The organism is Streptomyces sp. NPDC049577, from assembly GCF_040675635.1.
Classification (GTDB): domain Bacteria; phylum Actinomycetota; class Actinomycetes; order Streptomycetales; family Streptomycetaceae; genus Streptomyces.
This window is the reverse complement of the sequence record NZ_JBFAPH010000151.1, coordinates 1-15612: the sequence shown is the minus strand read 5'-3', so window position 1 is coordinate 15612 and position 15612 is coordinate 1. Positions and strand designations below refer to the sequence as shown.

Annotated in this window: 11 protein-coding genes and 2 pseudogenes; 5 read left to right on the top strand and 8 right to left on the bottom strand. The window is 71.5% G+C overall.

Translation table 11 applies throughout. The features are described 5' to 3' along the window. A pseudogene (locus AB0K09_RS18310) lies at positions 1-742 on the top strand (hypothetical protein); the annotation flags it as partial. Here AB0K09_RS18310 and AB0K09_RS18305 read toward each other — a convergent pair. From AB0K09_RS18305 to AB0K09_RS18270, 8 genes are read right to left on the bottom strand one after another with little or no spacing between them, the layout of a single operon-like run. Then, positions 660-1187 carry a DUF4913 domain-containing protein gene (locus tag AB0K09_RS18305; RefSeq protein ID WP_366066398.1) on the bottom strand — a complete coding sequence of 176 codons (528 nt, stop codon included), beginning with the start codon at positions 1185-1187 and terminating at the stop codon, positions 660-662. The pseudogene AB0K09_RS18310 and the gene AB0K09_RS18305 sit on opposite strands and share 83 nt — an antisense overlap. After that, a complete protein-coding gene (locus AB0K09_RS18300) occupies positions 1187-2962 on the bottom strand; it encodes a TraM recognition domain-containing protein (RefSeq protein ID WP_366066397.1) in 1776 nt (591 codons plus the stop codon). Before AB0K09_RS18300 ends, AB0K09_RS18305 begins: the two co-directional genes overlap by 1 nt. Next, on the bottom strand, positions 2959-4434 hold the full coding sequence (locus AB0K09_RS18295; RefSeq protein ID WP_366066396.1) for an ATP/GTP-binding protein: 1476 nt from the start codon (positions 4432-4434) through the stop codon (positions 2959-2961). Before AB0K09_RS18295 ends, AB0K09_RS18300 begins: the two co-directional genes overlap by 4 nt. Before the next feature lie 12 nt (positions 4435-4446). Next, positions 4447-5925 (bottom strand): SCO6880 family protein, encoded by a 1479-nt coding sequence (locus AB0K09_RS18290; protein WP_366066395.1) that lies wholly within the window; start codon positions 5923-5925, stop codon positions 4447-4449. Position 5926: 1 nt separating this feature from the next. Further along, positions 5927-7312: a hypothetical protein gene (locus AB0K09_RS18285; protein WP_366066394.1), complete on the bottom strand. Its 1386-nt coding sequence runs from the start codon at positions 7310-7312 to the stop codon at positions 5927-5929. Further along, positions 7309-8070 (bottom strand): hypothetical protein, encoded by a 762-nt coding sequence (locus tag AB0K09_RS18280; RefSeq protein WP_366066393.1) that lies wholly within the window; start codon positions 8068-8070, stop codon positions 7309-7311. The genes AB0K09_RS18285 and AB0K09_RS18280 overlap by 4 nt, the downstream gene beginning before the upstream one ends. A 24-nt stretch (positions 8071-8094) precedes the next feature. Further along, on the bottom strand, positions 8095-8388 hold the full coding sequence (locus AB0K09_RS18275) for a hypothetical protein (protein ID WP_366066392.1): 294 nt from the start codon (positions 8386-8388) through the stop codon (positions 8095-8097). Further along, complete coding sequence (locus AB0K09_RS18270) at positions 8381-8908, bottom strand: DUF6668 family protein (protein WP_366066391.1); 528 nt, start codon at positions 8906-8908, stop codon at positions 8381-8383. The genes AB0K09_RS18275 and AB0K09_RS18270 overlap by 8 nt, the downstream gene beginning before the upstream one ends. A gap of 355 nt (positions 8909-9263) precedes the next feature. On the opposite strand from AB0K09_RS18270, the gene AB0K09_RS18265 reads away from it, so the two are divergent. The 4 genes and pseudogenes from AB0K09_RS18265 to AB0K09_RS18250 form a co-directional block, all read left to right on the top strand. After that, on the top strand, positions 9264-10256 hold the full coding sequence (locus AB0K09_RS18265; RefSeq protein WP_366066390.1) for an NlpC/P60 family protein: 993 nt from the start codon (positions 9264-9266) through the stop codon (positions 10254-10256). Next, positions 10253-10870, top strand: coding sequence for a hypothetical protein (locus AB0K09_RS18260; protein ID WP_366066389.1), 618 nt, complete (start codon positions 10253-10255; stop codon positions 10868-10870). The genes AB0K09_RS18265 and AB0K09_RS18260 overlap by 4 nt, the downstream gene beginning before the upstream one ends. Before the next feature lie 11 nt (positions 10871-10881). Beyond that, the gene (locus AB0K09_RS18255) at positions 10882-11544 is read left to right on the top strand and encodes a hypothetical protein (protein ID WP_366066388.1); all 663 of its coding nucleotides are present in this window, start codon (positions 10882-10884) and stop codon (positions 11542-11544) included. A 353-nt stretch (positions 11545-11897) separates the two neighbouring features. Continuing rightward, a pseudogene (locus AB0K09_RS18250) lies at positions 11898-15612 on the top strand (hypothetical protein); the annotation flags it as partial.

Genomic DNA, 15612 nt, shown 5'->3' with positions numbered 1-15612 from the left:
GGCCATGACGCAGAGCCCGGAGGAGGCCACGGCGGCCGCCGAAGCGGTGGCCCAGACACGGGAGAGGCTGGCTGAGTTGAACCTGCGGCACGACGTGGTCGAGGCGAACCTGCGCGGCGAGGACGGCAGCCGCATCATGCAGGCGGCACAGCTGCGGGAGAGCCTAGATCAGGGATGGTGGGAGACGGCCGGCACCCGGGAGATAGCCGGTGTGTGGGATCACGTGGACGCCTGGCCGGACAGCGCGGGCAAGCTGGTCGCGCAGGCGCACCTGCGCACCGGGATCCTGCGCGCGCACGGCGTGACGGCACCGACCGGCGCGAGCGGGCTCGACGTCGCCGCAGCGATTGAGAAGGCCCGTGGCGCCCGTGAGACGGACCTGCCGGAGGACGAGCAGGAGAAGAAGCTGCGGCAGCGGTCGCGTGGCGAGGAGGCCGCCGCTACGGCGTCGACGGAGCGGGCCGAGGGCATGGCCGCCGCGGGCGAGCCGGCGAGCGATGTGCGTGCGGAGGCCGGGCACGCGGCCGACATGCAGGCGGCCGCCTCGCAGGATCGCGAGGCGGCCGCGGCATTGGCGGGGATGGGTGACCGCGAGGCGGCGGATGCCGTCGCGGTCGCCGCGGAGGCGTTCTCCGGAACCCCGTCGTCACGGCTTGCTGCTAGCCGGGCGAAGGTGCGGTCGCAGCGGCCGCGGCCGAAGGCGCAGTCGCGGGACCAGGAGCGGGGTCGCGGGGGTCGCTGAACGCCGAGCCGAGCCACAGGTCGGGGTCGGAGTCGGCCAGCGGCAGCGGCTCCAGGGCACGGTGTTCGCCGGGCTTGCACGCCATGAATGGCCCGGAGTCCTTCGACATCAGCACGGCGAGCTGCGGGTCGCAGTGGTAGAGCCACCAGTTCGACATCGTGCTCTCCGCGACTGCCTTCTCCCACTCCTGCCACATCGCGTTGAGCCGGGAGACCGCTTCGGCGTGGCGGTACCACTGCGAGCACCAGGTCAGGGAGCCCCCGAAGCGCCGCCGGATGACCTGCGCGAGGTGCTTGCGCAGCCAGGTCTCCAGGTCCGCGTAGACGGGCTTCGGCGCCTCCTGCTCGCCCCCTGCGGGGTTCGCCACAGCGGGCCCCGAGGCAGAGCCGGACTCGTCCTCGTCGAGGGCGGGCCCGGGCTCCCAGTCGTCGTCATCGACCACCATCACGAGCCTCCCGCGTCGTCTTCGTCGTCCACGATGAGCTCGTGCTTGGGCAGCTCCTCCGGCGGCGCGTACTGCGCCAGGGAGGCCCGCACTGTCTCCGCGTGCGGGCCGTTCTGCCACGGCTCGGTCTCGATGAGCACCGGCCGGGTACCGGAGGCGAACAGCAGCGCGCGGCCGCGGGGGAGTGCGGCGAGGTCGGAGACCTCCAGGATCTTCTCGACGCGGGTGGAGACCGATGTCGAGGTGGAGCGGCCGGAGCCACGCTGGATGCTCAGGCTCGTCGTCTCCGGCTCGAAGTCACCGAGCAGCTGCGAGAGGTCGCTGAGGAACTGGATCTCGCTCACGCCGCCGCCGTAGACCCGGATGTTCGACGCGCTCCAGAGTTTCTTCATGCCGTACTCGCCCCACACGACGACGCCCTGGGCCCAGGACTGGAGGATCGTCATCAGCGGGATGCCGCGCGAGCCGTAGTGGCTGTACAAGTCCGGCAGCTCTTTCCAGCGGCAGACGTTGGCGGCTTCGTCGAGGACGCCGAGCATCGGGGTGCGCAGGCGGCCGCCGGGGCTGCGGGTGGCGAGCTCTTCGGCTGCCTCGATCGTGGCGACCGTCAGCGCGGTCACCAGCGGGCCGGCGGTGCCCTGGCCCTCGCGGGAGAGGGAGTACAGCGTGCCCTTGCCCGCGACGAAGTCGTGCGGATTGAACTCCGGCCGGTCGGGCTGGTTGGGGTCCGGGGTGACCCACCGGGTGATGGCCGGATTGACGAGGAAGCCGATGCTCTTCTTCGCGGTGCCATACACGCCGGCGCGCTGCTTGTCCGGCGAGTTGATCACGCCCTGGACTCCGTCGGCCGGGAGGTCGTGCCCGGCCGCGCGCAGGATGTCCACCGGGGTGGTGTCCGTCGGGTCCGACACCCACGAGTACAGCTTGGTGATGGGCTCCTTGGCCTCGGTGGCGGCCAGGATGAGGAAGGACAGCAGGGCCTGCCCTTCGGGGTCGAAGAAGGCGTCCGTCTTGGCGTCCGGCTCCTTGCTGTACGCCGCGAAGACAGCCGCGAGCTTGACGGCCTTCTCGATGTCGGTGACGTACGAGAGCGGGTTCCACCACCAGGTGGGGGGTTCCTCGGCGACCCGCTGCGGGTCGAAGATCCACACATCACCGGCTTTGTTCCGGGCCAGTCGGGTGGCGTCGACGATGTCGCGCTTGTTCGACGTGACCAGCACGGCGCCGGGCGCGTCGAGGATCGCGGGAATCGCGCGGCTGGTGGTCTTGCCTGTGCGCGGCCCCCACACGTCAATGTGCATGTCTTCCCACGAGCCGTACAGCGGCTGCCCGGTGTTGCGGGCCCGGCCGATGCGCACGCCGGGGTGGGTGGCGGGGGCGCCGAGCCGGGCCGCGGTGGCGGCCGCGCCCTGGCGGGAGAGGGCGGTCTGTTCCTTGCGGGTGGCCAGGTGGCGGGCGGCGGCGTCCACGCCCGGCCGGGGCTGGCTGAAGCGGCGCGCCAGCAGCCACACGGCGAAGGCCAGCGCGGCGACGACGACTACCTCCGTCACCGCGATGACGGTGGCCATCGTGCCTGGCCACCTCTCCTTGCCGGAGGCCAGGTTGATGACGGCGGCGAAGGGGTTGCCGCTGGGTGCGGGCCGGTCGCTGAGGGTGGCGCCGGCGAGCATGGCCAGCCACGTCCCGAGCACCAGCGCGATGATGGTGCCCAGGGCGGCCACCATCAGGTACGGCGTGATGTCGGAGGGGCCGCGCTTGTTGCGGGTGACGCTCACCGGCCACCTCCCGGCATGTCCCAGCGTTTGTTGGTGTTGTTGACCGCCAGCTCCGCCTGGGTCAGCTCGACGTGGAAGGGGATGCCGGGCCGGCCGCCGACCTTGACGAGGAACTTGCCGCGGCCGGGCGGGTCGGCCTCGCGGCCGCGCAGGGAGTCCCAGGACGGCGGGGTGGACCAGTCCACGATCATGCGCTGTTCGCGCTGGGACATGTTGACCACCTGCGTCAGCGACGGCATTTCCGCCTGCGGCAGTCCGCCGCAGATGACCATGCCGGCGCGCTCGGCGAAGCCGCGGGCCTTGAGCCGGTCGGCCTCGTCCGGCAGGGCCAGGAGGTCGGCCATGGTGTGGGTGATCATCAGCTGTCCGATGCCGTGCTGCCGGTTGAGGCGGGTGAGGGCGTCGACGCGGTCGACCAGGCCCTTGCCCGCGCGCAGGACGCGCCACAGCTCGTCGAGGACGACGAAGAAGTGCCGTTGCGGGGCGAGGCCGGCATCGGCGAGGGCGTGCGCGGCCTCGATGGCGCCGAAACCGTCGGACCAGCAGGCGAGGAGGACGGCGGCCTGGAGCTCGGCGTCGGCGTCGTCGATGCCGGAGATGTCGATGCACACGCCGCCGGGTGCGTCGAGGCTGATCGGGTTGGAGGTGGGCCGGGCGAAGGCCTCACCCATGGGCCCGTCGAGCAGGCCCAGCAGGGAGGCGTGCAGCCCGTCGACCGCCGTGCGGTACCGCTCTTCGCTGCCGCGGGCGAGGGTGACGTTGCGCAGGGCCTCGGGCCCCTGGTCGATCACCTTGATCAGGTCCGGCAGGATCGGCACGCCGTCGTGCCGCTCTTCCAGCAGGCGCAGGGCGGTGTTGATGACGGTGCGCTCCTGGTCGACGACCGGGACGCCGCGCAGGATCGTCACCAGCGCGGTCACCATGTTCAGTCGGCGGCCGCGGCCCTGGGCGAGGAGGTGCTCGCGGGCCTCTCCGGAGAGTTTGGCCGCCGCGGCGGCGGTCTCGCCGGGGTCTAGCACGTTGAGGGAGCCCAGGCCACGGCCGAGTTTGACGATCTGGCCGCCCATCGCGCGGACGAGGTCGACGTAGTCGGGCTTGAGGTCGCCCAGGACCATCGGGTAGACGCCGTATCCGGCCAGGCCGAGTACGAGGCGCCGGCTGAGTGTGGATTTGCCCAGGCCTGGTTTGCCGAGCAGCAGTCCGGACGGATTGTGGATCAGCCCGGCCCGCTGAAACCAGGAGATCGGGTCCATGCACAAGGTGGCGCCGGACTCCAGGACGCGGCCGACGGGCACCCCGCGCATGGGGGTGCCGCTGCCGGCCGCCCACGGCCACAGGCCGCAGACCTGGACGGTCGTGCCGCGCCACTCCGGGGGCGCCTCCACCAGGGAGGCTTTGCCCCCGCCCCGGCCCGGGAAGCCGCGCAGGCCGGGTCTGCGGATGCGGGCGGTGAGCATCTTCTGCTTCGCCATGGTCCCTCCTTCCTAGGAGGCGTCGCGGATGGCCTGCGGCACGCGCAGGTGGTCGGGCAGGACGATCCCGATCGGCAGCGCCGCGGCGAACGCAGCCGCCTGCGAGCCGTACATCCGGCGCAGCTGCACGCGGGCCGGAGGCGCGAGGACGTCCACCGCCGCCGCGGCGGTCGGCAGCTCCTCCAGGCTGTTGACGGTCGCGGTCACGAGCATCGCGAACCGGGTCAGCCCGGCCCCCTTGGCCTCTTCGCGGGCGGACTGCTCGGCGGCGGCCACCGCCACGGTGTCGCGCGCGTTGGGCTTGGCGCCGCCCACCCGGAAGCGGGCGTCGCGCCGGTCGCGCTCGACGAGCTGGGCCGCGGTCGCCGGGTCGTGAGGCCGGTAATGGAGCGTCACGCGCTTGCGGGCGATGTCGCGGTGCGGGGCCAGCAGCCCGGTCAGCACGCTGGAGAGCACCTCTCCGCGCGGTGCCTCGCTCATCCCCCAGGTGATCGAGGCCGCCGAGTCGTGGACGTAGTGCCCCCACGACTCCTGCGCGGCGACCGGCCCGGCGTCCGCCCAGGTGAGACCGGAGCCGCCGGTGGCCTGGGACTGCTCGATGAGGACCTGCACGGTCGGGTCGTAGGCGACCCGGACCATCTCGGCGAGCTGCTGCGCGGTCATCGGCCGGGCCTCACCGGCCCCGGTCATGCCCAGGTGAGAGGACAGCCCCGGCAGGCGCGTGCCGATCTCGCGCGCCATCTCCGCGTGGTCGCGCCGCTTGGCCCCCGGGCGCGGGGCCGCCGAGTACGTCACCGACACCCGCGCGTTGACCAGGGCCGAACCCGCCGGGTAGGTGTTCACCACCTCGCGCAGGACCTCCTGCGCCAAGGTGGGGGCCGAAGCCTTGAGCTGGCCCTCGACCTCGCGGGCGAGCCGCGTGCCCGGGTCGGGCGCCGTCTCGACCGAGACGGAGGCCGCCACCAGGGCCGGCTCGTGCGCGAGGCTGGCGAGCCACGAGCCCCAGTAGGCGACCCAGGTGTCCACCTGGTCGGTGTCCACCAGCGCCGCGCCGTCCGCACCGCACTCGAAGACGGCCGTGTAGTGGCCGGTCGAGGGGACCTCGATCAGGCCGAACGGACGGCCGTAGGAGTCCTCGGCCGAGTAGACCGTGGACGCGGCCGCAAGTCCCGGCAGACGGAACGTTCCGTGCGCGGTCGTGCCCAGGGGGCCGGAGCGGTAGATGTGCTGGCCGGCCGAGCGGCCCCGGCGCCAGGCCATGCGTGCGATCAAGCGCTGCAACAGAGTCCTTCCATGCCGGTCCTTGAACAGCAGCGGTGCGAGGGTGAGCCCGAGGAGGAGCAGGACGATCAGGCCGGCGACGAGGGAGAACATCATCGCCAGGACGGCGACGACCAGGCCGCCGAGGAGCAGGATCGTTCCGGCGAGCCCGAGCTGGCCGATGCCCGGCGACGTCGGCCGCCGCCAATTGCCGTAGGTGCGTTCGGTCACGTCACGCGCCACTGGGACCGTCCTCTCCGGCCGAGCCCTCGATCGCGCCCTGCGCCGCCTCCTTGGCCTGTCCGGCCTTCTGGAGCGCCACCCCGGCGCCCATACCGACCGCACCGCCAGCAGCACCCGCGCCCGCACCGCCGGCAGCGGCGCCCCCACCGGCCCCCTGTGGCCCACCGGCCGGGACAGGCGGTGCCCCCTGGCCGCCGGTCGGGTCCTGCCCGCCGTCGCCACCGGCCGGCGGTGCACCGCCCGAGGGCCCCTGAGAGCCCGTCGGATCGTCGCCCGGACCACTGCCCCCGCTGGCGGCCGTGTTGGCCGACCCCGAGGGCCCGCCGCCAGGCGGCGGTGGGGGCGGACCGTCCGGCGGCGGGCCCCCGCCCGGGCCGCCAGCGCCGCTCCCGCCACCGGAGCCGCCACCCGCGCCAGTGCGGGCCGCCAGCATCCGTGCGCCCATGGCGACACCCGCACCGGCCAGCGCCATGCCCGCGCCCGTGCCGGAGCCGGTGGTCGCGGAGACCGCGGGCACGATGAACCGCATCAGCGCCGGGAGCGCGGCCACAGCCATGATGATCATCATGAGCCCGGCCAGCACGCTGGTGATGTCGTCCTGCTTCATGCTCACGATGGCGTAGGCGTAGATCGTCGCAGCGACCGGTTTATAAGCGACATAGGCAATCAGCCAGCCGATCGCCTTTTTGTACATGGACTTCCCGTTTTCCGTCCCGGAAAGGGAAGCAGCTATGGGGAGTGTTCCGACGAGGAGGCCGATCATCGCGTACCGGACAAGCATCAGGAGCAGCTGGATGATGCACGAGATGATGCCAAAAAGGCCCACCACGATGACGAGGAACGAGGCCATGTTGGTCGTGGAAAGGACCGTCAGGTTTTTCATGGCCGCGCCGAATTCCGAGGAGCCGGAGGTAGAAAGTTTGGAGCCGCCGCCGGCATTGACGTCGAGAGCCTTTTCAAGGATCCAGGTCGAGAAGTAGTCGCCGAATTGGGTGGCGAGTGTGACTCCGGCAACGGCGCAGCCGGACACCATCACCAGGCGCAACAGCCCTTGCAGGGCGTCCCGGGCCGGCTCGCCCTTGCGTTCCCACGCCAGCCTCCCGGCCGCCAGAAGCAGCCCGAGGACGGCGAAAAAGGCCGTGAGCCAGTGTGTGTACTGCCAGAGAAAGGCCACGGGCCCATCGGGACGGCCGGTTGCCGTGGACCCGAGCTTCGGCGTGGGTACCCCGACCCACAGGGAAGAAAGAGTGCCGATGGCGTCGGCCTGCGCCGTCTGAATGGCGGAGGCTATTTCCGCGATGATTCCCTTGGAGACGGCGCCAGTGGTGCAGTCGATAGGGTGGTGGAGGAACCCACCGAGGTCGTCGCAACTCATGAGACGCCGCTCCAGGGAATGTAGCCGACCGTGCTTGTCACCTGGGACACGTTCGAGCTGTCGGCGCCATTGTCCTGGATCTTGATTTTCCAGTCGCCGTCAAGCCACTTCACCGTGAAGGTGGCAACGTTGAACGTGCCGTTGTTCATGCGGTAGACGAGGTTCATCACGGCTGCGTCGGGGGAGTAGCTGACGTACTGGAAGGCCGCCATCTGGCCGTCGCCGGCCCCGCCCTTCAGCTCGTGGGTGTTCAGCGCCTGGAGGTCGCGGTCCACGCCCGGGCCGGGGACCGTCTGATTTTTGAGGATCTGGAAGGCTTCGGCGTTGTTCGCGGAGCCCAGCCGGTCACCGATCTGCGAGGCGGCGATCAACGCGCCGAGCGGCGTGTGGGCGTAGCAGCGCGCGACGTGACCCTCGACCTTTCCTGGGCCGGCGATGGTCGAGGTGGGCAGGGCGCTGCCCTTGACCAGCTGCCAGGTGATGTTGGGCGGCGTGCTGGTGGGCACCGTCTGGTCAGTGTCCGACAGCCCGCACGCGTTCGCGGTGGCCGCCGGGCTGCCGGCGCCAGCGGGCGGGACGCCCCTGGTGGAGCCTGGGCTGGTGGCCTGCGGCGTGTCGTCCTTGCCGGAGCCCCCGGTTGTGATGACAACGACGGCGAGAACGAGAACCAGGCCCAGGAAGGCGGCTGCGGCGAGGAACCCGGGCCGGCGGAAGGCACCACGCCGGTCGTCGCCGGTTGGCAGGTTGTTGATGCTCACAAGTACCCCCTCTTCATGGACTGGTTAGACCAGCGCGCCGACGAGCGCGGAGGCCGAGCCGACCAGGACACAGGCGCCCAGGACGTAGGCGAGGCCGGTCATGTGCTGGCCCCCCTCGCCACGGTTGTGCATGACGGCCATGCGGCCGGCGACGAACAGCAGACCGGCGACGCACAGGCCGCACACGACCCACGCCACCCACTTGAGGATCGTGTCCAGGTGCTCGTGCCCGGGGGGTGCGGTGCCCGTGCCGGGGTTGGGGACGTCGGCCAGGTAGACGTGGGCGCGGCCGACCGCGGAGAGCGCAAGATCATGCATGTCGATTGCCTCCAGAAGCGATGTGGAAGAGGTCCAGCCCCAGCTGACGGAAGGCCGGGTGGTCTGTGGGGGGAGGGGCACCGAGCCGCAGGTCCTCGATCCAGGGGATTTCCCAGAGGCGCGGGAAGCCGCCGGCGACCAGCCGCGCGAGCTCGCGCAGCGGGCGGGGCGGCTTGCCCGGCGCGTCGGCGACCTGGACCAGGCCCAGCACCTCGACGCCCTCCGGGACCTGGGCGGACGCCCACTGCCTTCCGGCGAGCTGAGCGCGGGTCAGGCCGTAGTGGTGCGTGCGTGCCACGAGCACGACCCGAGCAAGGGCCGGGGGCTGCGGCGCCGGCCAATAGGTGCCGGCCTCCGCCCCGCCTGCGCCGATCGCATGGGCCAGCGTGGTGACGCCGGAACCACCGTGGCACGAGACCCACCAGAACGCGGGTGCGACCCCTGCGGGGATGGAGAAGGCCGGCAGGCCGCCGAAGGGCTGGGGAACCGTCGTGGGCTGCGGACGGTGCGGTCCCGTCACACGCCTCGGCGCGGCGGCGTACGGAGAGGCACCCCCTCCTCGACGACCAGATGAGTCAGTTTGCGCAGGTTTCGTCACCCACGGGTTGGATTCGTGCAAGTGTTCCCACCCCTCCCGGGCCAGCGAGTTTATGCCACTCAAGTGCCGGGAGCGCGCCAGATTATGACGTGATGTAGTCGTGCCGAGACGTTATGGTCATAGACCCCTGGCATCTCGTGTGACGCCTGGGAGCTCTGGGGTGTCGCTAAGGGGGAGGCATGGCCATCATCGGTGAAATACGCGCACACATAGGACAAGCGCGTGAAGCTCTCGAAGATGGTCAAGCACGAGGCAGCACCCAGCCGGGGTGTGCTGCGTGAAAGGCTGCATCCTCTACGCCCTGGCCGCCGCCCTGGCCTTCGTATTCGGCATCATCATGCTGCTGACCATCGCGGCCGGCGGAGACGACTCCACCTCCCCAGGCGGGGGGCTGGGCGGCCAGCTGAACGGGGACAAGGTCCCCGCCGCCTACGTCGAGTTCGTCAAGCAGGCCGGCTCCGTGTGCAGCACGGTCAGCGCGCCCCTGATCGCCGCTCAGATCGAGTCGGAAAGCGCATGGGACCCGCAGGCCGTATCCCGCACGCCGAGCGGGGATCCGATCGCCCTGGGCATCGCGCAGTTCATCCCGGAGACCTGGGCATCGGTGGGCCGGGACGAAAACCACGACGGCCTGACCAACGTATGGGATCCGGCCGACGCGATACCGGCAATGGGGCGGTACGACTGTGAAGTCGCCAACGACGTCAAATCCGTTCCTGGCGACCCGGTGTCGAACATGCTCGCCGCCTACAACGCCGGCCCGCAGGCGGTGATCAACGCAGGCGGAGTACCCAACATCAGCGAGACCCAGGGCTACGTCAAAGCCATCAAAGACCTGATCCCGAAGTACACGCTCGCCCTCTCCGGCGGCGGTACGGGATCTGCGTTCGGGCAGAGCGTCATCGCCGCCGCGCAAAAGGAACTGGATCTGCCCTACATCTGGGGCGGTGGCGATACCAACGGCCCCACCGGCGGCGGATTCGACTGCTCCGGGCTGGTCCTGTACGCCGTCTACCAGGCGTCGGGCGGCAAGATCGACCTTCCGCACTCCTCGGAGATGCAGGCCACCATGGGCACCGAGGTCCCGCGCGACCAGATGCAGCCAGGCGACGTGATCGCGATCCAGACCGAGCCGGGCGACTACTCCCACGTCGCCCTCTACTACGGCGACGGCAAGATCCTGGAGGCACCCCGGCCCGGCCGCAACGTGCGGATCGCCCCCCTCAGCCAGTACGACGGCATGACCCAGACCGTCCGGAGGTTCGGATGACAGGCACGTCCAGCGCCCTGCGCCGCGTCGCCGTGGCGGCCGCCATTGCGGCCCTGACGGCAGCCGGCTGCTCCAGCACCCACACCACGCCCGAGAAGCCCTCCGCCAGCACTGCGGGCCCCACGGCTTTCGTTCCGCGCTACCCCACACTGCCACCGGGTACCTCAGGCACGCCGCCCGTCCCCCTGCCGACCTCTGCCAACGTCAAGAACGGCGACCCCGACACCGTCAGCCAGGCCGCCGTCACCATCCAGTGGACGATGGACACAACCATCGACACCTCCCAACACGACGCCGAACTACGCTCCGCCGACCTCCTCGCCCCCCGCTATCTCGCCGCCCTCAAGGCGCACCCCCCGGTGGCTGCACCCGGCGCCCAGTGGATCGAGTGGTCCCACCACCGCGCCTACACCACCGTGACCACCCGTGCCCTCCACGACCAGCGGCCACCGGACACACCACTCGAGGCACGCCGCCAGTGGCTGGTCACCGCCACCCCGCACGGCCGCGACCGGTGGACCGGACGCCCCGTCACCTCGACGGTCTTCGTCACCATGACCCGCGCGGACGCCAGCTCGCCCTGGCGTGTCTCCGCCGTCACCGTCTCGTCATGAGGAACGCCGCTATGACCACACCGCGTACCGCACCGCGTATCGACGACATCCCGGCCACCCCTGTGGTCATCCTCTCCACCACCGGCCAGGTGGCGTTCCTCGACGGCGCCCAGCTCTACGTACCCGACGGCGTCGACCCCCGCGTCGTCGCCGCCCAGGCCGCGATCCTCCACGCCCAAGGGCTGGGCCGAGCGGTGCGCGCCGAGCTCCACGACGCCGACGGTCAGCGATGGCCCATGATCATCACCCCGGAGGGAGGTGTCTTCCAAGGCAACCGCCCGCTGCCCTCCCCCACCCAGACGCCCCAGGACGACGCCCCCGCGCCAGCCAACCACCAGCAGGCGCAGCCGATGCCCGGGCCGGCCGCGCAGGACGTCGATCCGGAGAACGTGCCAGCCTGGCCCCTGGTCACCATCACCATGACCCCGGACGGCGCGGTGCTGGTCAACGACGCGCCCGTGCCCGCGCCCGAAGGAGTCGACGCCCGGGCCGCCGGCGTGGCGGCCGCCGCCGACCACGTCCTGCGCCTCGGCCTCGCGCGCCCCGTACGAGCCCAGGCCATCGAGCCGGACGGCACCGTCTGGCCGCTGCTGATCCACCCCGACGGCACAGCCTCCCCCGCCGGAGACGCGATCCGGCCCGAGCGCCGCCGCTGGCTGCGCCGCAGAACCTGATCACCGTGACGCCGCGGCGTGGGGTAGGCCGGGCTCGCTCAGGGCTGCCGTTGCAGCCGACCGAGCACAGCGAAGGGCCAGTTGGGCGGGTGGTAGCCAGGCCGATTGGCTGGAGAATGACGTGAAGTGAGGGGCACATGGGGGAGCGGTTCACAACACCGGCTGCGGTCCGGGACCACTGGATGCTCGACGGGGCCGACGACTACCGAGTCCGTGAGACCAAAGCCGAGGCCGATGCCCGGCGGTCAGCCGCAAGGTCGCGAGCGGACCGGGCCAGCGACATCCAGCTGGTCGGTGAAGCGCTGGTAATTGCCCGGCTCCGTCAGCCGTCGACGAACCGGGATCTATGGGGTGTGCTCCACGCCGGTACCGCCCTGCCGGTGGTGATGCTGGAAGAAGGGCAGAGCGGCGAACGGGCGCGTGCTCTGGCCGAGGCACTGGACCAGTGGCGGGACCCGGAAACCCAGGAGCCGTTCCCGTGGGGCAGCGACGGCCTGTCCGACCGGCTCCGCTCGCCGTACGGGCGCAGCCTCCTCGACCAGGTGCGTGGCCGCGACCCGGAAGCCCGCTGGGAAGGTTCCGCGCCCGTGGACGCGGAGACCTATGAGAAAAACGGCGGGCTGGAGTACCGCTACGCCACCAAGGACGGCGAGCTGACGGTCTACGCACCGGACGGGCTGCTGATCGCCCGCGCAACCAACCGGTTCGACCGGAACACCCGCAAGGACGCTTGGATCGGGGAGATGCGCGACGGACGGCGCATCTCCGGACGCTGGTCGCAGCACTTCGTCGAGCACGCTGTGCAGCAGCACCTTCTCGCCCAGCGGGAGCCCGCCGAGCGGGATGCAGTGTGGATCCACTACACCGCCGACCGCGCCATGGTCCACGGCACCGACCGGCACGACGACAACCTCAAGAGCATGCTGCGCTCGGCCGGCTTCACCTGGAGCGGCTACGCCAAGGCGTACGTCACCGCAGGCACCACTCGGTCGGTGGCCCGGGCACAGAGCGTCGACCGGTTCGCCCGGGCCATGTATGAGGAAGGCCGCATCGTCGAGATCCGGGCGGATGAGGACCGGCTGCGCGGCATCCTCGCGCCCGCCGCCCCCGCGTCGGCCCCAGCGCGGCAGCCCGCTCCGGCACCGGCGCCCGAGGCGGAGCCGGTGGTGAGCCCGCAGGACCTGACGGACGACCAGCTCGCCGCGGAGCTGGAGCGGCTGCGGACCGAGCGGGACGCGGCCGTGTTCGGCGGTGCCCGACGCAAGCGGCTCGATGAGCTGATCGCCCCGCTGAGCCAGGAGCGAGAGCGCAGGCAGATCGCCGAGATTAAGGACCGGGCCGATCCGGCCGGGATGACGGGCGAGGAGATTGCCGCCGAGCACGAGATCCTCTACCAAGGGCTGCGCGGCCACGTTCCTAACCAGGCAGTGGCCGCAGCCCGCCGAGCGCGCATCAACTTGCTGGAGGACGAGCAGGGTCGCCGCATCACCGCGGAGCTCGACGCCCGGCCCCCGGTCGTCCAGCTGACCGACGAGGAGCTGAACGCCGAGGGCGCCCAGCTGGCCAAGGACCGTTTCTCCAATGTGCTGGCGGGAGCGCGAGCAGCCCGCAACGCCCGGGGAGAGGCGGTCGGCCAGGAGATCGCGGAGCGCCGGCTGCGGGCCTTGACCGAGCGGGCGGAGCAGACCCCGATGGGGCAGCTCGACGACATCCAGCTCACCGAGGAGCTCGAAGCGCTGCGCACGCAGCAGCTGCACAACTCCGACTTCGCGGGCTCTTTCGAACAGAAGGAACGCGCCCAGAAGGCGCACGACGCCCGGGCGAAGGAGCTCCAAGGCGAGCTGCGGAAGCGCGACGAAAAGGCATTCCTGGAGCTGCTGAAGGCTGACGGGCGCGTTCGTCTGACGAAGTCGGCGAACAGCGAGACCGTGCAGATCAGCATCCACGGCCGCTGGTACGGCCAGCTCATAGAGTCCACCTCTGGCTGGCAGGCACGCCTGTGGCGCGATCGGGACATCACCCACAACGAGCCGTGGCGCACCGAAGCCCTGCGCTGGCTGATCGAGCAGTACGAGAAGGATCCGCAGACCCACGACACCCGCACCTGGGGCGCGCTGGCCATCGTCGAGATGCCGCCAGCGTTCGTCGCGCAGCTCACCGAGCGGTACAGCGAGGCGACGCTGACGGAGGAGGCCGAGAAGTACCTGATCGGGAAGCTCGCCAGCTCGTCGCGCACCCGGTCCTTCGACGCCCGGGGCAACGCCATGATGGTGCACGCCCTGGACCTGCCGGAGCAGACGCTGCCGGTGCTGGAGCAGCTGGGGCGGCGCCTGGTCGACCAGCTGGATGAGGACCTGGACTCCGACCACCGCAAGACGCGGGAGCAGGCCAAGCGGGCCCGCCCCAACGTGCTGCGGGGCCTGGACGAGCTCCGCGAGACAATGCAGGAACGAGGCCTTGCGCCGCTGACGGACGCGGTCGCCGGGGCGCCGCAGGAGGAGGGGGAGGCAGCAGATGAGCGAGTACGCGACGACGGCCCGCCGGCACTGGGAGACGTACCGGCCGCGGGAGCTGGCCGAGATGGAGGACCCGGAGGAGTTCTTCCAGGGCCTGGCGCAGGACGTGCAGGTGAGGATCGCGGAGCTGACCGAGGAGCGGATGGGCGAAGCGATGCAGGAGACGGATCATCAGCGGCGGGCGGGCAAGCTGAAGGCGGCGCAGCAGATGGCCCGGGAGCAGGCGCTGAGGGAGATCGTGTTCCTGGAGCCGGAGGAGGAGAGCCGGGACGCGGAGCTGCCCCGGTAGCGGCCCGCTTCCGGCCCGTCTCCCAGGACGACCTTGCCCCGGCGGGGGAGCGGGCGAAGGCCGTCGCCAATCTCGAAGCGGTCCGCGTCCTGAAGCAGGTCCAGGCCGAGGAGCGGCCGGCGACCGCCGAGGAGCAGCAGGTGCTGGCCCGCTGGTCCGGGTGGGGCTCGGTGCCCGACGTCTTCGCCGACCGCCCGCAGCAGGACGACCCCGTCTTCGGGCCGGGCGGCGAGCGGGAGGGCGGCTACGCGGCCGCCGTCGCCCGCTGGGAGGCCCTCGCGGATGTCCGCGAGCCGCTGCGGGCGCTGTTGGACGATGCGGAGTGGCGCGCGGCAGCCGCCTCCACCCTGTCCGCCCACTACACCCCGCCCGAGATCACCCGGGCCGTGTGGCAGGCTCTGGCCGACCTCGGTTTCGACGGCGGCGAGGTCCTTGAGCCCGGCTCCGGCGCGGGCGTCACCTTCGGCACCGCCCCGGAGACCGCCCGGCTGACCGGTGTCGAGATCGACCCGACCAGCGCCGCGATCTCCCGTCTCCTCGCCCCCGACGTCACCGTGCTGGGCGAGTCCTTCGCCGACACCATCGCCCCCGACGGCGCCTTCGACGCCGTGGTCGGCAACGTGCCCTTCGCCCGGGTCACGCTGTTCGACCCGAAGCACAACAAGAGCCGACACCGCATCCACAACCACTTCCTCGTGAAGTCGGTGGCCCTCACCCGTCCTGGCGGCATCGTCGCCCTGATCACCTCCCGGCACACCCTGGACGCCGAGCGGGACGCAGCCCGCTCCGAGCTCTTCGAGACCGCCGACCTGCTGGGCGCCGTCCGCCTGCCGAACAAGGCGTTCGCCCGCTCCGCCGGCACCGACGTGGTCACCGACATCCTGCTGCTGCGCCGCCGCGCCGCCGGCGAGGAGCCCGCCGACGCCTCCTGGCTCACCTCCACCCGGCAGGAGGCCAACGGGCACACCCTGCCCGTCAGCGACTACTTCACCGCCCACCCCGAGCACGTGCTCGGCACCCTGACCACGCGCATGGGCGCGCACGGGCCGGAGCTCGCCGTCGACGGCGACGTGGACGTAGCCGAGGGCCTGCGTACCGTGCTGCGGCAGATCACCGACGCCACCGTCTCGGCCGGGCGTGAGTACCTGCCGCACCCGGACGGCCCGCACCGGCCGCCGCTGCGCCTGCGTCCCGCCGGCCAGGTGCAGGACTTCACCGGCCGGCTGTCGGCGGACGCGGACGGCAAGCTGTGGCAGGCCAACA